This window comes from Pseudomonas sp. D47 (assembly GCF_045447305.1).
GTDB lineage: Bacteria > Pseudomonadota > Gammaproteobacteria > Pseudomonadales > Pseudomonadaceae > Aquipseudomonas.
Genome location: NZ_JBJGXU010000053.1, coordinates 1 through 17,027 on the forward strand (window position 1 = coordinate 1; position 17,027 = coordinate 17,027).

Consider the following 17,027-nt stretch of genomic DNA (forward strand, 5'->3'; position numbering starts at 1 on the left):
GCGACAACCAAAGAATTCAACCCATAAAAAGATGTGTAGATACCTATGGCCATCGCAGCCAAGCCAGCCCCCACATTGAATATTCACCTGTCTCCAAATAGAGACAAAATTCAAAAACGCAGCTTAAAGTAAAAATAATATCCTTATATTTCAACACGTTAATGTGTTGGCACACATCTAGCTATAGCCCTCTCCAAAGCACCACCCCACAAAAATAACAATTCGATCTGGAGACACACCATGAGTGTGATCATTGCCCTGGCAGCCCTCGCGCTGCTGATGCTGGCCGCCTACCGTGGCTACAGCGTTATCCTGTTTGCCCCCATCGCCGCCCTCGGCGCCGTCCTGCTCACCGACCCGTCCGCCGTCGCCCCTGCGTTTACCGGGGTGTTCATGGAAAAAATGGTCGGGTTCATCAAACTGTATTTCCCGGTATTCCTGCTCGGCGCGGTGTTCGGCAAGCTGATCGAACTGTCGGGCTTCTCGCGCGCCATCGTCGCCGCCGCGATCCGTTTGCTCGGCACGCGCCAGGCGATGCTGGTGATCGTGCTGGTTTGCGCCCTGCTCACCTACGGCGGCGTCTCGCTGTTTGTGGTGGTGTTTGCGGTGTACCCGTTTGCGGCGGAGATGTTCCGTCAGAGCAATATCCCCAAGCGCCTGATCCCGGCGACCATCGCCGTCGGCGCGTTCTCGTTCACCATGGACGCCCTGCCCGGCACGCCGCAGATCCAGAACATCATCCCCAGCACCTTCTTCAACACCACCGCGTGGGCCGCGCCGTGGCTGGGCTTGATCGGCACGATCTTCGTGTTCTGTGCCGGCATGCTCTACCTGGCGCGCCAGCGCAACAAGGCCCAGCGTGCCGGTGAAGGCTACGGCACCGAGCTGCGCAACGAGCCGGAAACTGCTGAAAATATCGCCCTGCCTAACCCGTGGATCGCACTGTCGCCGCTGCTGCTGGTGGGCGTGATGAACCTGCTGTTCACCCACTGGATCCCACAGTGGTACGGCAAAACCCACAGCCTCAGCCTGCCGGGCATGAGCGCGCCGGTGACCACCGAAATCGCCAAGCTCACAGCGATCTGGGCGGTGCAGGCGGCGTTACTGGTCGGCATCGTGATGGTGTTGGTATTCGGCTGGTCGGCAATTCGCAGCAAGCTCGCCGAAGGCAGTAAAAGCGCGGTGAGCGGTGCGCTGCTGGCGGCGATGAACACCGCGTCGGAATACGGCTTTGGCGCGGTGATCGCCTCGTTGCCGGGCTTTCTGGTGCTGGCGGACTGGCTCAAGGGCATCCCCAATCCGCTGGTCAACGAAGCGATTACAGTGACCTTGCTGGCCGGCATCACCGGTTCCGCCTCCGGCGGCATGAGCATTGCCCTGGCGGCGATGTCCGAGAGCTTTATTTCGGCGGCCCATGCGGCCAATATCCCCCTTGAAGTGCTGCACCGGGTCGCGGCCATGGCCAGCGGCGGCATGGACACCCTGCCTCACAACGGCGCGGTGATCACGCTGCTGGCGGTGACCGGGCTGACCCACCGCGAAGCCTACAAGGACATTTTCGGCATCACGATTATCAAGACCCTTGCGGTGTTCGTGGTGATCGGTACTTTCTACGCCACCGGCATTGTGTGAGGTTTTCATGACGACTTTGAACGGCAAGACCGCCCTGGTTACCGGCTCCACCAGCGGCATCGGTTTGGGCATCGCGCTGAGCCTGGCCAAGGCCGGCGCCAACCTGATCCTCAACGGCTTTGGCGACGCCAGCGCGGTGATCGCCCAGGTGCAGGCGTTCGGCGGCAAGGTCGGCCACCACCCGGCCGACGTCAGCGACCCGGCACAGATCGCCGACATGATCGCCTACGCCGATCGTGAGTTCGGCGGCGTGGACATTCTGGTCAACAACGCCGGCATCCAACATGTGTCGGCGGTGGAAGACTTCCCGGCCGAACGCTGGGACTCGATTATCGCGATCAACCTGTCTTCGGTGTTCCACAGCACGCGCTTGAGTTTGCCAGGCATGAAGGCCAAGGGCTGGGGGCGCATCGTCAACATCGCCTCCGTGCATGGCCTGGTCGGTTCGGTGGGCAAGGCCGCGTATGTGGCGGCCAAGCATGGGGTGATCGGTTTGACCAAGGTGGTGGGCCTGGAAACCGCCACCAGTAACGTCACCTGCAACGCCATCTGCCCGGGCTGGGTGCTGACGCCGTTGGTGCAGAAGCAGATTGATGACCGCGCAGCCAAAGGCGTGGGCCCGCAGCAGGCGCAGCATGATTTGCTCTCGGAGAAACAGCCGTCGCTGGAGTTTGTGACGCCGCCGCAGCTGGGTGAGTTGGTGTTGTTTTTGTGCAGTGAGGCGGGCGCCCAGGTGCGTGGTGCCGCGTGGAACATCGACGGCGGCTGGCTGGCCCAATAAAAACAGACACTGAAGATCAAATGTGGGCGCTGGGTCACCTGGCTCATGCATGACTGATACACCGCTATCGCAGGCAAGCCAGCTCCCACAGTTTGGCGCTGTGTTGTTGGGTAGATTGATACAAGAACAAGAGACTTTGCTGATGTCCGAAATCCTCTGGCAACCCTCCCCCGAACGTATTCGCAACACGCGCATGGACCAGTTCCGGCGCTTTATCAATGAGCGTCACGGCCTGCAGCTGCCCGACTACCCTGCCCTGCACCAATGGAGCATCGACCAGCGCCCCGACTTTTGGCAGGCCATCATCGCGTTCTTCGACGTAGCGTTTCGCAGCCCGCCCACCACGACGTTGATCGAAGACACTGAGATGCCCAACGCCCAGTGGTTCCCCGGCGCCACCCTGAACTTTGCCGAACACCTGCTGCGCCGACGCGACGATCACCCGGCGGTGGTCGCGATCAGCGAGGACGGCCAGCGCGAACAGCTGACCTACGCCGAACTGGCCGAACACGTCGCCGGCCTGCAACACAGCCTGCGCGCGGCCGGTGTCGGCGTGGGCGACCGCGTGGCCGCGTGCATGCCCAACACCTGGCAAACCCTGGTGGGCATGCTCGCCACCACCAGCCTCGGGGCGATATGGTCGTGCTCGTCGCCGGACTTCGGCACCCAAGGCGTGATCGATCGGTTTGGCCAGATCGAACCCAAGGTGTTGATCACCTGCGCGGGTTACCGCTATGCCGGCAAGGACATCGACCAGACGGCCAAACTGAATGAAATCCTCGAACGCCTGCCGTCCCTCGAACAGTTGATTATCGTGCCCTATGCGCGGCCGCAAGCGCGCGCCGAAGACTATCGGACCCCGGCCAAGGTCGCGCTGTGGCGTGACTTTTACCAACCCAACGGCGTGCCCGATTTCGTTGCGGTGCCGTTCGATCACCCGCTGTACATCCTCTATTCCAGCGGCACCACCGGCGTGCCCAAGTGCATCATCCACGGCACCGGCGGCGTGCTGCTCACCCACCTCAAGGAGCACGGCCTGCACGCCGATCTGTCGCGCGAGGACTGCCTGTTCTACTACACCACCTGCGGCTGGATGATGTGGAACTGGCTGGTGTCGGTACTGGCCCTCGGCGCCACGGCGGTGCTGTATGACGGCTCACCGTTTCACCCAGGGCCTGCGCGCTTGGTCGACCTGATCGACGCGGAAAAAATCAGCGTGTTCGGCACCAGCCCCAAGTTCCTCGCCACCCTGGAGAACGCCGGGCTGCAACCACGCTTGAGCCACGACCTGAGCAGCCTCAAGGGCCTGATCTCGACGGGCTCGCCGCTATCGCCGCAAAGCTATGACTACGTGTACCGCGAAATCAAGGGCGAGCTGTGCCTGTCGTCGATGTCCGGCGGCACCGATATCGTCTCCTGTTTTGTGATCGGCAACCCGGTGCTGCCGGTGCGCCGTGGTGAGATGCAATGCAAGAGCCTGGCGATGGCCATCGAAGTGTGGGACGACCAGGGCAAGCCGCTGATCGGCGAAAAAGGCGAGTTGGTGTGCACCCGGCACTTTCCGGCCATGCCGATTGGCCTGTGGAATGACCCGCAGCAGAAAAAACTGCGCGCCTCGTATTTCAGCCAGTTTCCCGGGGTGTGGGCCCAGGGCGACTACGCCGAGCAGCGCCCGAATGGCAGCCTGCTCATCCACGGCCGCTCTGACGCGGTGCTTAACCCCGGCGGCGTGCGCATCGGCACGGCGGAGATTTATCGCCAGGTGGAAAAGGTCCCGCAGGTGCTGGAAAGCCTGGCCATCGGCCAACGCTGGCAGGACGATGTGCGCGTGGTGCTGTTTGTGCGCCTCAATGACGGCGTCGAACTCGATGAGGCCCTGCAGCAGCAGATTCGCCAGGTGATCCGCGCCAACACCACGCCGCGCCACGTGCCGGCGAAGATCCTCGCTGTCAGCGATATCCCGCGCACCCTCAGCGGCAAGATCGTCGAACTCGCGGTGCGTAACGTGGTGCATGGCGAGCCGGTGAAGAACACCGATGCCCTGGCAAACCCGCAGGCCTTGGAGCAATTTCGCCATCGCCCCGAGCTGGCTGAAGGATGAAAGGTTTCAGCGCAAAAGCACTCATTTGAAGACAAAGCCCCAATGCATGCTATTTTTCGAGGGGTAGTCAGCCGTTCCCGACTCGCGGGATAATCGGCTTTTGTGGTTTTTCAAAGTGTTATGCGTAGGGTTTTTTCATGAACGCAACATCCACCGGTAGCGAAGCTGCTGCATTGATTGCACGGCTGGACTGGGCGCAAAGCCCCCTCGGTGCGGCCAATGATTGGCCACAAAGCCTGCGCACAGCGGTGGATATCGTCGTCAACTCACCGATGCCGATGCTGCTGCTGTGGGGCGGCCAACTCACCCAGCTGTACAACGACAGTTTTGCCCGACTCGCAGGCAACAAGCACCCCGGCGCCATGGGCCAGCCGGCCCACGAGACCTGGCCGGAACTGGCGAGCTTCACCGCGCCGGTCTACGACGCGGTGCTGAGCGGCCAGGTGCGCAGCTTCAGCGAACAGCGTTTCGTGCTGCAACGCCACCATCGCGACACTGAAATCTGGCTCGACCTCACTTACAGCCCGGTCCGTGATGAAAGCGGCGCCGTCGCCGGCATCCTGGTCACCGCCATCGAAACCAACGAACGCCGCAGCAAAGCCTTGGAGCTGCAACAGCGCTCCGAAGACAGCCTCAAGGCCCAGCACAACTCCGAGCAACGCCTGCAACTGGCACTCGCGGCGACCGATGCGGTCGGCACCTGGGATTGGGACATCGGCGAAGACCGTTTTGTCGCCGACGCCCACTTCGCCTACCTGCACGGCGTTGACCCGAGTGATGCCGACCTCTTGCCGATCAGCGACTACCTGCACGGCGTGCACCCCGAAGACCGTGGCATGGTGGCGCGCAGCATCAAGCACTGCATCACCTTCGGCACCGAGTACGCCGAGGAGTACCGCCTGTTGCAAGCCGACGGCCAAGTGCGCTGGGTGTTTGCCCGTGGCCGTTGCTACAAGGATCACCAAGGCCGCCCGGCGCGCTTTTTAGGCGCGGCGCTGGACCTGACCGAACGCAAACACACTGAACAGGCCCTGCGCCAAAGCCAGACCGAGCTGCAGCTGATCATCAACGCCATGCCGGTGCTGATCGGCTACGTCGACCATGAAGAACGCTTTCGCTTGAACAACAGCGCGTACCTGGAATGGTACGGCATGACGCCGCAGGAGTTGTACGGCAAGAGCATCCGCGAAATCATCGGCGACGAACTGTATGCCGGGCGCGAGGACAAGATCGCCGCCGCCCTGCGAGGCAAGGCGTGCAGCTTCATGACGGTTACGCCGCACCACGACGGTCGGCCGCGCCATGCGTTGATGAAGTACCTGCCGCGCTTCAGCAATGACGGCTCGGTGAACGGTTTCTACATCTTTGTCATCGATGAAACCGAACGCAAACTCACCGAAGAAGCCCTGCGCAACCTCAACGAAAACCTCGAAGAACGGGTGGCCCAGCGCACCCAGGCGCTGGCCGAGGCCAACCAGCGCCTGCAAAACGAGATGTTCGAACGCGAGCGTGCCGAAGATGCGCTGCGCCATGCGCAGAAGATGGAAGCGGTGGGCCAACTCACCGGCGGCATCGCCCATGACTTCAACAATATGCTCACCGGCATTATCGGCAGCCTCGACCTGATGCAGCGCTATATCGCCGCCGGGCGCAGTGACGAGATCGGCCGGTTTACCGACGCGGCGGTGTCCTCTGCCCACCGCGCGGCCGCCCTCACCCATCGGCTGCTGGCGTTCTCACGCCGCCAGTCGCTGGACCGGCGCCCGCTCGACCCAAACACGCTGGTGGCGTCCCTGGAAGACTTGTTCCGGCGCACCAAGGGCGCGCACATCGCGCTCAAGGTGGAACTAGGCAAAGATATCTGGCCGGTCAACACCGATGCCAGCCAGCTGGAAAACGCCCTGCTCAACCTGGTGATCAACGCGCGTGATGCAATGCCTGACGGCGGCGAATTGTTGATCGAAACCGCCAACAGTTACTTGGACGGCACCGACATCACCACGCTGGAACCGGTCAAGGCCGGCGATTACGTGATGCTCGGCGTGAGTGACAACGGCAGCGGCATGGCGCCAAAGATTCTGGCCAAGGCGTTTGACCCGTTCTTCACCACCAAGCCCATCGGCCAGGGCACCGGTCTGGGGCTGTCGATGATCTACGGCTTCGCCCAGCAGTCCGGCGGCCACGTGACCATTCAAAGCGAGCCCGGCCAAGGCACCTGCGTACGCCTGTACCTGCCGCGCCTGCATGGCACGGCCTTGGAGAGCAACCTGCCGCAACACCTGAGCGAAGCCCCGCTTGCGCTGGCCGGTGAGGCGGTGGTTGTCGTCGAGGATGACCCTGCGGTGCGCATGTTGGTGGTCAACGTGCTGGATGAATTGGGCTACACCGCGCACCAGGCAGCCGACGCACGCGCGGCGCTGCCGTTGCTGGAGTCGGATTTGCGCGTGGACTTGCTGGTCACCGACGTCGGCCTGCCGGGCATGAACGGCAGGCAACTGGCAGAAATCGCCCGCCAGCATCGGCCCGGCCTGCGCGTGTTGTTCATGACCGGTTACGCCGAAAAAGCCGCCGAGCGCCAAGGCTTCCTGGAAGACGGCATGGACATGGTCGCCAAGCCGTTTTCCATCGACTTGCTGGCGACAAAAATCCGCAGCATGATCAGCGTCAACGAATGAGTTCAGGCATAATCGCGCGCCCTTACGTTTGACCGTTGCAAGGTAACAACATGAAAGCCCAAGCCCGTCACATCCTGGTGAAAACCAGTGAAGAAGCCGAACAGCTCAAGCAGCGCATTGCCAAGGGCGAAGCGTTTGATGTGCTGGCCAAAAAGTACTCGACCTGCCCGTCCGGCAAGCGCGGCGGTGACCTGGGTGAAGTGCGGCCGGGGCAGATGGTGGGGGCGATTGATGCGGTGATCTTCAAGAAGCCGGTGAAAGTGGTGCATGGGCCGATCAAGAGCAAGTTTGGGTACCACTTGGTGCAGGTGTTTTACCGCGACTGACCAGCGATCGTTCCCACGCTTCGCGTGGGAACGATCAGTGTTTAGGGATCAGTGCTCCGGGCACCTGGATAACCCGGCTCGCCAACCGATGCCCAGCCAAGGCCGCCGCCTCTGGCGAACCACCCTTCAGCCGACTGGCCAAATACGCCGCACTGAACGAATCCCCCGCCGCCGTGGTGTCCACCACCTTCTCAACCTTCAGCGCCGGCACGGCAAAGCGCTCGCCCGCGCAGCGGATCAAACACGCCTGCGCCCCGCGCTTGAGCACCACCTCTGCCATCGCCGGGTACGCCGCAAACACCTGCTCGCTGTCGGCGTAGCCAAACAACGCACGCTCGTCGTCCTCGGTCAGCAAGGCGATATCCACTTCGGCCAACACCGTGTGATAGGCCGCGCGCGCCGCCTCGACGCTGGCCCACAAACGCGGGCGATAGTTGTTGTCGAACACCACCTGGCCACCGCGCTTGCGGGTTTCGATCAGGGTTTGCAGTAAACGAGCACGCCCGACTTCACCCAGCACCGCCAGGGTGATGCCGCTGAAATACACCACGTCGTAATCCGCCAGGGCGGCCAGGATCGGCTCGGCGGCCGGCGTGGTGAAGCAGTCGCGCACAGCGGCTTCGTTGCGCCAGTAGAGGAATTTGCGTTCACCGTTCGCGTCCGTCTGGATGCAGTACAAACCTGGCAAACGCCCGGGCAGGCGCTGCACCATGCCCAGGCCCAGGCCTTCTTCGGCCCAGTGCTTGCACATGGCATCGCTAAAGCTGTCATCGCCCAGGGCGGTGACGTAGTCGACCGTGCCGACATCGCCCAGCTCACGGCGCAGGTACACCGCCGCGTTCAGGGTGTCGCCGCCGAAGCTTTGTTGCAGGCTTGCATCGGCGCGGTGTTGGAGTTCGATCATGCATTCGCCGATGAGGGCGATACGCGGTTGTGTGTTCATAGCCAATGTCTCTGGTGGGCGTTAAGGCCTCATCGCAGGCAAGCCAGCTCCCACATTTGAAATGTATTCACAATTCCAATGTGGGAGCTGGCTTGCCTGCGATGGGCGCGACGCGGTTTAGAAGCAGGTATGCAATGACTCAACCACCTGCAACTGCTCATCCACCAGGCAGCCCACTTGCCACTTGTCGAAGGTCAGGCACGGGTGTGAAGTGCCGAAGGAAATGATGTCGCCAATACGCAACTCAACCCCAGGCGCAACGGTCATGAACGCGTGCTGGTCCATCACTGCGGTGACTTTGCAGGCGCTCACGTCATCGCCTTCAGCCGGCAGGATACCGGCCTTGTAGCGCTTGAGCGGCACCGGCAAGCCGGCGTCGTAGGCCACGTCGCGTTTGCCCAGGGCGATGACCGCAAAGCCTGGCTCGGGCATCGATTGCACGTGGGCCCAGATTTCCAGCGCCGGGCGCAGGCCTTCGTTGAGGTCGCTGCGGCGGTCGAGCACGCAGCATTGCGCCTCTTTGTAGATGCCGTGGTCGTGGGCCACGTAACTGCCCGGGCGCAACACGCTGAGGAAGCGGCCGGCGGCGTTCTGGCTCTCGAACGACTCGGCGATCAGGTCGTACCACGCCGAACCCGAGGCGGTGATGATCGGCTTGGGCAGGTCGAAAGAACCATTGTTTTGCAGGTCGACGGCCAGGCGCACCAGGCTGGCGGCGAAGTCGCGGATACCGCTGACGGCGTGCTCGCCGTGGATCACGCCTTCGTAGCCTTCAATGCCGGTGAGGGCCAAGGCTGGCTGGGCTTTGATCGCCGTGGCCAACTCGCGCACCTCCTGCTCGCTGCGGCAACCGCAACGGCCACCGACCACGCCGTACTCAATCATCACGTTCAAGCGCAGGCCACGGGCGGCGAAGAACAGGCCCAGGTCGGCGACGTTGTCCGGGTGATCGACCATGCAGTGGAAGTCGAAATCGTTGTCGGCCAGCAGGTCGGCAATCAACGCCATGTTCGGCGCGCCGACCAGTTGGTTGGCCATCAACACGCGGCGCACGCCACCGGCATAGGCGGCGCGGGTTTGCACCGCGTTAGCGAGGGTGATGCCCCAGGCGCCCGCCTCAATCTGGCGCTGAAACAGCGCCGGCATCATGCTGGTTTTGCCGTGGGGTGCAAGTTCTGCGCCGCTGTTGCTGACAAATGCCTGCATCCAGCGAATGTTGTGTTCCAGGGCGTCGCGATGCAGCACCAGAGCCGGCAGGCTGACGTCGCGGACCAAGTGAGCGCCAACGGCGGCGGCGCCTTTTTCAACGGCATTGAGGGCAGACATAAAAACTCCTATTCGTTGATGCGACGGGCCAGGTTGTTGGCGCTGTCGATCAACACCCGGCGATAGTCGTTGTAATTTTTAAGCGCGTCGGCCCGTGGGGCAACGATGCACAAGGTCGCAATGCTGATGCCCTGCGCGTCCCGCACCGGGGCGGCAAAGCAATGGGTAAAGGTGTCGGCCACGCTGTCGAAGGAGAAGAACCCATCGAGGGTGGCCTGGCGGATTTGCGCCAGGAAGGTTTCCAACGGCAGGCGCTGGCCGTCCGGCAGGATGAAATCGTCGTAGTCGATCAGGTCGATGATTTGCTGGTCGCTCAAGTGCCCCAGCAGCAGGCGCCCGGAAGCTGTCCACGGGATTGGCGCGTTTTCGCCGATGTCCGACGAGATGCGAAAATGCCGCTCGCCTTCGCGCATCAGCGCCACCGTGTATTTGCGCCCGTTGAGCAGGCACATTTGCGCGGTTTCGTGGGTTTGGCTGACGATTTCCTGCAAGGCATGGTCGGCCTCGCGGGTCAGGTCGAAATGGCGCAGGTGCGCCTGGCCGAGGAAGTACAGCTGGCGGCCGAGGTAGACGTGACCGTCCTTGCCTACGGTTTCGAGGATGCGCCGTTCCAGCAACGACGCGACCAGTTCGTAGACCGTGGATTTGGGGCTGCCTATGCCGCTGGCGATATCATTCGGGCGCAGGGGCTGGCCGATTTCCTTGAGGAAATCGAGGATGTCGAATGCACGGTCCAGGCCTTTGGCGCGGCGTTTGATGGTGTCTTCGGTCATGGCAGTTTCGGTCCGGTCAAAGTCTAAAAGCTAGTGATAACCCTGTGGCGAGGGAGCTTGCTCCCTCGCCACAATAGCGCGCGCTACAAGGCAGCCATGATCGTTCCCACGCTCTGCGTGGGAAGGCATACCGTGACGCTCTGCGTCACAGAAGCGGACGCAGAGCGTCCAGGGCGACGTTCCCACGCAGAGCGTGGGAACGAGCATTTAGCCTTTTTTCTTGTAGGCCACGCAATCAATCTCAACCTTGCAGTCCACCATCATGTTGGCCTGCACACAGGCGCGCGCCGGGGCGTGTTCTGGGGTGAAGTATTCGCCGAAGACTTTGTTGAAACTCCAGAAGTCCCGTGGGTCTTCCAACCACACACCCACGCGCACGACGTCTTTGAGTTCAAAGCCGGCTTCTTCGAGGATCGCCACCACATTGCGCATGGTCTGGCGGGTCTGTTCGACGATGCCACCGCTGATGATTTCACCGTCCACCGCTGGCACCTGGCCCGAGACGTAGAGCCAGCCGTCCGCTTCCACTGCACGTGCGAAAGGACGAGGTTGGCCACCGCCGGCGGTGCTGCCGGTGCCGTAACGAGTAATGCTCATAAAGTTGCTCCTGATTAAAAACGAATGTTCTTCAAAAATTCCGCCAGGCGCGGCGATTGCGGGCGCTCGAAGATGTCCTTCGCGCTGCCCTGCTCTTCAATACGGCCCTGGTTCATGAATACGATCTTGTCTGATACTTCATAGGCAAAGCGCATTTCGTGGGTGACCAGCAGCATGGTCATGCCCTCCTCCGCCAAGCCCTTAATCACGCTGAGCACCTCGCCCACCAACTCCGGGTCGAGGGCGGAGGTGACTTCGTCGAACAGCATCAGGCTTGGGTTCATCGCAATCGCACGGGCAATCGCCACGCGCTGTTGCTGGCCGCCGGACAACTGACCGGGGAAGTGGTTGCGCCGCTCCAGCAGGCCGACGCGGTCCAGCCATTTTTCGGCCAGGGCCACGGCTTCGTCCTTGCCCATCTTCTTGACCTTGAGCAGGCCGAGGGTGACGTTTTGCAAGGCCGTCAGGTGCGGGAACAGGTTGAACTGCTGGAAGGCCATGCCGGTCATCGCGCGGTGCTGGGCGATCACGCGCTCGGGGTGACGCACGCGCTTGCCGGCGATCTCACTGTAGCCGATGGACTCGCCGTCCAGGGTGATCTGCCCACCCTGGAATTCTTCCAGCAGGTTGACGCAACGCAGCAGCGTGGTCTTGCCCGAGCCGCTGGAGCCGATCAATGTCACCACGTTGCCGCGTTGCATGGACAGGTCGACGCCCTTGAGCACTTCGACCTCGCCGTACTGTTTACGCAGGCCGCGAATGTTCAGCAGCGGTTGTTCTTTTTGAGGTTGGTTCATGGCAAGGCCACCCGCTTTTCAATGTAGCGCCCGAATAACTCGATGGCGTAGTTGATGACAAAGAACAGAAACCCGGCGAACAGGTAGAACTCCAGAGTCATGAAGGTACGCGCAATCACTTGCTGGGTGCTCAGCAGCAGTTCGGCCACACCGATCACCGAGAGCAAGGTCGAGGCCTTGACGATTTCCGTGGAGGAATTGACCCAGGTCGGCAGGATCTGGCGCAGCGCTTGAGGCAACAGCACGTAGCCCAGGGATTGGTAGAACGTCAGGCCAATCGCCTTGCCCGCCTCCAGTTGCCCACGGGGAATGGCCTGCAGCGCACCGCGCACAATTTCCGAGACGTGGGAGCCGCAGAACAACGTCAGCCCGACGGCGCCGGCCTGGAACGCGGTGATCTGCCAACCGAGCGCCGGCAGCATGTAGAAACACGCCAACACCAGTACAAACACCGGTGTGCCACGGATCAGATCGACATACAGACGAAACGGCGCGCGCATCCAGAATTTGCCGTAGGTCAGGATCAACCCGGCGACAATGCCGATCAGCGTGCCGAAGATAATTGCCAGCGCAGACACATACACGCTGGCCTGAAAGCCCGCCCACAGGGTGTCCCGGGCGATCCACAACTCATGCAACACGCTTGGGGACTCGTACATGGAAACCCTCCTTAACGACGGATCGCCAGACGCTGTTCCAGGTAACGGAGCAGCATGGCAATGAGGTAACAGGCAGCCACGTAGAGCGCGGTCGTGACCATCCAGGTTTCAATCACCCGGTAGCTTTCGACGTTGATCTTGCGGGCGTAATAGGTCAGCTCCGGCACGGCAATCGCAGCGGCCAACGAGGTGTCCTTGAACAGCGAAATGAAGTTGTTCGACAGCGCCGGCAGCACGTTGCGCAGCATCACCGGCACGGTGATGTAGGCGCGGATACGCCACTCACCCAAGCCAATCGCCAGGCCGGCTTCACGCAAGCCCTTGGGAATATTCAACAGCCCGGCGCGGAACACTTCGGTCAGGTAAGCACCGGCGTACAACGACAGGGTAATGATGAAGGATGGGATTTTATCCAGACGAATGCCCAGTGACGGCAGTGCGAAGTAGATCAACAGGATCAGCACAAGGATCGGCGTATTGCGCACTACCGTCACATACACCGAGGCGAAGATTCGCAACGCGCGGTGTTTGGACAGCATGGCAAACGCCATCATCAAGCCGATCACGCAGCCAATCGCGATCGACAGCAATGCCAGCTCAAGGCCCAGGCCGAGCCCCGCCAGCAAGCTGGGAAAATCACGCCACACGGCGGCAAAGTTCAACTGATAGTTCATGGTCGGCAGTACCTGATTGGGGCGTCGTCAGCGACGCCCCAGGGTTACGATTTACTTGAACTCAACCGGGAAGCCGATCGCCGGCTCTGGCAAATCCACACCGAACCACTGTTTGAACGAGGCTTTGTAGGTGGGGAACTCCACGCCGGTCATGGCTTCATGTAACGCAGTGTTGACGAAGTTCAGCCAGTCCTGGTCGCCACGCTTGACCGCGCACGCATAGGTTTGCGGGCTCCAGGCGTAGGTCGGGCTGCGGTAGCGGCCTGGGTTCTGCACCATCAGGTACTTGACCGAGGATTGGTCGGTGGCAGCAGCATCGGCGCGGCCGGAGTTCACGGCCTGGTACATCAGGTCGACGCTGTCGTATTGGTCAACCTTGGCCTTGGGCAGTGCCTGGTGCACCAGTTCTTCGGCGTAGACGTTTTGCAGCACGGCCACGGTGACGCCATCGCCGCCCGCCTGCAGGTCTTCGATTTCTTTGTATTTGCTGTTATTCGGCAACAGCAGGCCCACGCCTTCGCGGTAGTACGGCAAGGTAAAGGCCACCTGCTGCGCACGGCTGGCGGTAACGGTGATGAACTGGCAACTCATGTCGACCTTATTGGTCAGCAGGTTGGGAATACGCGCGTCGGAGGACTGCACCACAAACTCGACCTTGCTCGGGTCGTTGAACAAACCCTTGGCCACGATGCGGCCGATATCGATATCAAAACCCTGCAACTTGCCATCCGCTCCCTGGAAGTGCCACGGCGCATTGGTACTGCCTGTACCCACGATGAGATGCCCACGCTTGAGCACATCATCGAGCTTGCTGTCCGCCGCTTGCACAACGCTTGCGAGGGAAGCCGATGCGGCGAAGAGAAAAACACACGCTTTAAACACGGAAGGTCGGTGATGCATGACAAGCACTCCAGGAGTTGTGTATTCCGCTATACCGGAACTTGGTATGTAACAACGGAATAGACAGCAGAAAGTGTGCCATACGCTGTAGGAGAAAAACATGTCGGGGATTAATTCGTTTTAAATCAGGTAGATAAATTTTTCGGGGAGTAACGCGCTGGGCCAGCAGGTGGGAGCAGTTTGCTACTCAAGGCCACACAGTGCGGTGACAGGGTTATGGGGTGCACCATTGAGGCGTTACCGTGCACCGTCGCGGGGCTGTGCGCCGATCCCACAAAGGGTTTCTTTGCCGGGCTCTGGCTGATTTTTTGGGCTGGGCTAGGCTGAGGGAAATCTGTCTTTAGGAGCCTGGCGTGATGAAGTTAAGCCTTAGTGTGGTTTTGCTGTGCTGTTTGGCGGCCGGCACGGCTTCGGCCAGCAATGATCGGCGTGAATGCAAGGAAGAATTGACCAAGCTCAAGGAGGCCTTCAGCACGGACTACACCAGCCAGAACCATCATGGTTACCGCAAGGCGAAGGCGTCGCGGGATAACGAGGAATATAAGAAATGCGCGAGCCAGGCGCGCAAAGCTCGCGAACGCGTGGAGCGTGCGGAGGATGCGTGAAGCTGTCTACCTGTGAAGGTTGACAGTAGACGGTGGTGCTCTCTCGACTTAGCGTTGGCCGAAACGAATGCTGTCAGAAAAGGAGACTGCCATGGGGATCACCAACGCAACCATTGCCAATGCCGAGGACTATCAGAGAGTTCTGAGCACCCACCACCCCGTGTTCCTGCTGTTTGCCTCGCAGTCTTGTCCTGCCTGCCCGGACGCGGTGGAGCTATTCGAACTGATCGCTGCCAGGTATCCGGACGTCGTCAGCCTGGTGCTCGACTGCGCCAATACGCCGAGGCACCCAGAGGTGGGAGGCACACCGACGCTGTTGATTTATCTCAATGGGCAGCTGCAGGAAAAACTCAAGGGCTTTGGCGTCTACGAGGGCCAGGTAAAACGGCTGATGCGGACGTTTATGCGCTACGCAAACACGCACAAACGGCCGACATCATCCCTGCACAACCCCAAGCATCACCTACATGGCACACACCGGCTTAAATCGCAGGCGCACTAGCCATTAACAACACCTGCGTAACTCGCCGCTCCTCCACCGCCGCCACGGTAAGGCGCCAGCCTTCATGCTCCAGGCTGTCGCCGACCATCGGCAGGCGGTCCAGCAGGCTCATCACTAAACCTGCGAGGGTCTGATAATCGTCGGTGGCCACGGCCTTGAAGCCGGTGCGCTGGCGAATCTGGTTGAGGTTCAAGGCGCCATTGGCGCGAAAACCTTGACCTTCCTCGACGATATCCGGCCCTTCAATCTCGCTGGCATCCGGCAATTCACCGGCGATGGATTCGAGAATGTCGGTCATGCTCAACACGCCCATGAAATCGCCGAATTCGTTGATCACGAACGCAATGTGGGTGGATTCCTGGCGCATCTGCTCCAGGGCGTTGAGGATCGAAAAACTCTCCAGCAGGTTAATCGCACGGCGCGCCAGGTGTTCCAGGTTCGGCTCGTTGCCGGCCAGGTATTCCTTGAGCAGTTCCTTCTTATGCACGAAGCCTAATGGCTCATCAACGGCACCATTGCGGATCAACGGCAGCCGCGAGTAGGACGAATGCATCAGTTTCAGGCGAATAGTGTCGGGATCGTCCGCCAGATCGATACAGTCAACCTGCGCCCGTGGTGTCATCAAGGTGCGGATCGGCCGCTCGGCCAATTGCAGCACGCCGCTGATCATCACGCGCTCGCGTCGGTCGAACAGCGGGCCCTGGGTCGCGTCCGGCTCGCCCATCAGGTCGGCAACCTCGTCATCCATGCCCTCCACTGCCAGACTGCGACCGCCCAGCAAACGCATCACCGCATGCGCGGTACGCTGACGAACTGGCAAGGTGCCTTGCGCCGACTTCTTGCGACGGGCACGGGCAATCTGGTTGAACACCTTGATCAGAATCGAGAAACCAATCGCCGCATACAGGTAGCCCTTCGGAATATGGAAGCCCAAGCCTTCGGCAGTCAGGGCGAAACCAATCATCATCAAGAAGCCCAGGCACAGCATGATCACCGTCGGGTGCGCATTGACGAAGCGGGTCAGCGGCTTGCTGGCCACGATCATCAGGCCGATGGAGACAATCACCGCGATCATCATCACCGCCAGCTCATCGACCATGCCCACGGCGGTAATCACCGCGTCGAGGGAGAACACTGCGTCGAGCACCACGATCTGCGCCACGATCGGCCAGAACATCGCATACGCCACATTGCCCGAGCGCTGGGCCACATGGCCTTCAAGGCGCTCGTGCAATTCCATGGTGGCCTTGAACAACAGGAACACACCACCGAACAGCATGATCAGGTCACGGCCGGAGAAGCTCTTGTCGAACACCTCGAACAATGGCTGGGTCAGCGTCACCAACCAGGAAATACTCGCCAGCAAGCCCAGGCGCATCAACAGCGCCAGGGACAAACCGATCAACCGCGCCCGGTCGCGCTGCTCCGGCGGCAACTTGTCCGCCAGGATCGCGATAAACACCAGGTTGTCGATGCCCAGCACCAGTTCCAGCACAATCAAGGTCAACAGGCCGAGCCAGGCCGTTGGATCCGCTAACCATTCCATTTATAGAGTCTCGTAATAGATTTCAGAGTGCCAGACACGGCAAAGCGCGGTCAGTGGACCGGGACAATGTTAGCAGTCGGAATACGGGATGCTTTAGCGGAAACAGCGGCAGTGGGTGTCTTGGGGAAAGACGACCGGGAGGCTCCGAGAGGGTGTTCATGCAAGTCCTGAAATGACAAAAGGACTCAAA

The 17,027-nt window shown here is 61.0% G+C and carries 16 protein-coding genes; 7 read left to right on the plus strand and 9 right to left on the minus strand.

Annotated features, from left to right (window positions below; genetic code table 11):
- Positions 1-240 precede the first annotated feature (240 nt).
- The 5 genes from ACI77I_RS24865 to ACI77I_RS24885 all read left to right on the plus strand — a co-directional run bounded on the left by ACI77I_RS24865 (position 241) and on the right by ACI77I_RS24885 (position 7,515).
- Entirely contained in the window at positions 241-1,632 is a 1,392-nt protein-coding gene (locus ACI77I_RS24865; RefSeq protein WP_406998816.1) for a GntP family permease, read from the plus strand.
- 7 nt (positions 1,633-1,639) lie between these two features.
- Positions 1,640-2,413, plus strand: a complete 774-nt coding sequence (locus ACI77I_RS24870; protein WP_406998818.1) for a 3-hydroxybutyrate dehydrogenase — start codon at positions 1,640-1,642, stop codon at positions 2,411-2,413.
- 142 nt (positions 2,414-2,555) lie between these two features.
- Entirely contained in the window at positions 2,556-4,514 is a 1,959-nt protein-coding gene (locus tag ACI77I_RS24875; protein WP_406998820.1) for an acetoacetate--CoA ligase, read from the plus strand.
- A gap of 137 nt (positions 4,515-4,651) precedes the next feature.
- Positions 4,652-7,189 (plus strand): PAS domain-containing protein, encoded by a 2,538-nt coding sequence (locus ACI77I_RS24880; RefSeq protein ID WP_263273321.1) that lies wholly within the window; start codon positions 4,652-4,654, stop codon positions 7,187-7,189.
- A 50-nt stretch (positions 7,190-7,239) separates the two neighbouring features.
- Positions 7,240-7,515, plus strand: a complete 276-nt coding sequence (locus tag ACI77I_RS24885; RefSeq protein WP_003174397.1) for a peptidylprolyl isomerase — start codon at positions 7,240-7,242, stop codon at positions 7,513-7,515.
- A 34-nt stretch (positions 7,516-7,549) separates the two neighbouring features.
- Here ACI77I_RS24885 and ACI77I_RS24890 read toward each other — a convergent pair whose 3' ends face one another.
- The 8 genes from ACI77I_RS24890 to ACI77I_RS24925 all read right to left on the minus strand — a co-directional run bounded on the left by ACI77I_RS24890 (position 7,550) and on the right by ACI77I_RS24925 (position 14,184).
- A complete protein-coding gene (locus ACI77I_RS24890) occupies positions 7,550-8,458 on the minus strand; it encodes a sugar kinase (protein ID WP_094951628.1) in 909 nt (302 codons plus the stop codon).
- A gap of 117 nt (positions 8,459-8,575) precedes the next feature.
- Positions 8,576-9,784, minus strand: a complete 1,209-nt coding sequence (locus ACI77I_RS24895) for an amino acid deaminase (protein ID WP_094951629.1) — start codon at positions 9,782-9,784, stop codon at positions 8,576-8,578.
- Positions 9,785-9,792: 8 nt separating this feature from the next.
- Positions 9,793-10,557 carry an IclR family transcriptional regulator gene (locus ACI77I_RS24900; RefSeq protein WP_094951630.1) on the minus strand — a complete coding sequence of 255 codons (765 nt, stop codon included), beginning with the start codon at positions 10,555-10,557 and terminating at the stop codon, positions 9,793-9,795.
- A 207-nt stretch (positions 10,558-10,764) separates the two neighbouring features.
- On the minus strand, positions 10,765-11,154 hold the full coding sequence (locus tag ACI77I_RS24905) for a RidA family protein (protein WP_094951632.1): 390 nt from the start codon (positions 11,152-11,154) through the stop codon (positions 10,765-10,767).
- Positions 11,155-11,168: 14 nt separating this feature from the next.
- Positions 11,169-11,951 (minus strand): amino acid ABC transporter ATP-binding protein, encoded by a 783-nt coding sequence (locus ACI77I_RS24910; RefSeq protein ID WP_094951633.1) that lies wholly within the window; start codon positions 11,949-11,951, stop codon positions 11,169-11,171.
- Entirely contained in the window at positions 11,948-12,610 is a 663-nt protein-coding gene (locus ACI77I_RS24915) for an amino acid ABC transporter permease (RefSeq protein WP_094951634.1), read from the minus strand. Before ACI77I_RS24915 ends, ACI77I_RS24910 begins: the two co-directional genes overlap by 4 nt.
- Before the next feature lie 11 nt (positions 12,611-12,621).
- Complete coding sequence (locus ACI77I_RS24920) at positions 12,622-13,284, minus strand: amino acid ABC transporter permease (protein WP_028616418.1); 663 nt, start codon at positions 13,282-13,284, stop codon at positions 12,622-12,624.
- Positions 13,285-13,335: 51 nt separating this feature from the next.
- On the minus strand, positions 13,336-14,184 hold the full coding sequence (locus tag ACI77I_RS24925) for a transporter substrate-binding domain-containing protein (RefSeq protein WP_094951635.1): 849 nt from the start codon (positions 14,182-14,184) through the stop codon (positions 13,336-13,338).
- 356 nt (positions 14,185-14,540) lie between these two features.
- On the opposite strand from ACI77I_RS24925, the gene ACI77I_RS24930 reads away from it, so the two are divergent.
- Positions 14,541-14,789, plus strand: a complete 249-nt coding sequence (locus tag ACI77I_RS24930) for a hypothetical protein (RefSeq protein WP_094951636.1) — start codon at positions 14,541-14,543, stop codon at positions 14,787-14,789.
- 91 nt (positions 14,790-14,880) lie between these two features.
- Positions 14,881-15,291, plus strand: a complete 411-nt coding sequence (locus ACI77I_RS24935; RefSeq protein ID WP_094951637.1) for a thioredoxin domain-containing protein — start codon at positions 14,881-14,883, stop codon at positions 15,289-15,291.
- On the opposite strand, the gene ACI77I_RS24940 is transcribed toward ACI77I_RS24935, so the two are convergent.
- Positions 15,272-16,837, minus strand: coding sequence for a TerC family protein (locus ACI77I_RS24940; protein WP_406998822.1), 1,566 nt, complete (start codon positions 16,835-16,837; stop codon positions 15,272-15,274). The genes ACI77I_RS24935 and ACI77I_RS24940 overlap by 20 nt on opposite strands.
- Positions 16,838-17,027: the final 190 nt, after the last annotated feature.

Bases quoted from the DNA above. Each gene is read 5' to 3' on its own strand.
- ACI77I_RS24865 (WP_406998816.1), top strand. From the start codon at position 241: ATGAGTGTGATCATTGCCCTGGCAGCCCTCGCGCTGCTGATGCTGGCC.
- ACI77I_RS24870 (WP_406998818.1), top strand. From the start codon at position 1,640: ATGACGACTTTGAACGGCAAGACCGCCCTGGTTACCGGCTCCACCAGC.
- ACI77I_RS24875 (WP_406998820.1), top strand. From the start codon at position 2,556: ATGTCCGAAATCCTCTGGCAACCCTCCCCCGAACGTATTCGCAACACG.
- ACI77I_RS24880 (WP_263273321.1), top strand. From the start codon at position 4,652: ATGAACGCAACATCCACCGGTAGCGAAGCTGCTGCATTGATTGCACGG.
- ACI77I_RS24885 (WP_003174397.1), top strand. From the start codon at position 7,240: ATGAAAGCCCAAGCCCGTCACATCCTGGTGAAAACCAGTGAAGAAGCC.
- ACI77I_RS24890 (WP_094951628.1), bottom strand. From the start codon at position 8,458: ATGAACACACAACCGCGTATCGCCCTCATCGGCGAATGCATGATCGAA.
- ACI77I_RS24895 (WP_094951629.1), bottom strand. From the start codon at position 9,784: ATGTCTGCCCTCAATGCCGTTGAAAAAGGCGCCGCCGCCGTTGGCGCT.
- ACI77I_RS24900 (WP_094951630.1), bottom strand. From the start codon at position 10,557: ATGACCGAAGACACCATCAAACGCCGCGCCAAAGGCCTGGACCGTGCA.
- ACI77I_RS24905 (WP_094951632.1), bottom strand. From the start codon at position 11,154: ATGAGCATTACTCGTTACGGCACCGGCAGCACCGCCGGCGGTGGCCAA.
- ACI77I_RS24910 (WP_094951633.1), bottom strand. From the start codon at position 11,951: ATGAACCAACCTCAAAAAGAACAACCGCTGCTGAACATTCGCGGCCTG.
- ACI77I_RS24915 (WP_094951634.1), bottom strand. From the start codon at position 12,610: ATGTACGAGTCCCCAAGCGTGTTGCATGAGTTGTGGATCGCCCGGGAC.
- ACI77I_RS24920 (WP_028616418.1), bottom strand. From the start codon at position 13,284: ATGAACTATCAGTTGAACTTTGCCGCCGTGTGGCGTGATTTTCCCAGC.
- ACI77I_RS24925 (WP_094951635.1), bottom strand. From the start codon at position 14,184: ATGCATCACCGACCTTCCGTGTTTAAAGCGTGTGTTTTTCTCTTCGCC.
- ACI77I_RS24930 (WP_094951636.1), top strand. From the start codon at position 14,541: ATGAAGTTAAGCCTTAGTGTGGTTTTGCTGTGCTGTTTGGCGGCCGGC.
- ACI77I_RS24935 (WP_094951637.1), top strand. From the start codon at position 14,881: ATGGGGATCACCAACGCAACCATTGCCAATGCCGAGGACTATCAGAGA.
- ACI77I_RS24940 (WP_406998822.1), bottom strand. From the start codon at position 16,837: ATGGAATGGTTAGCGGATCCAACGGCCTGGCTCGGCCTGTTGACCTTG.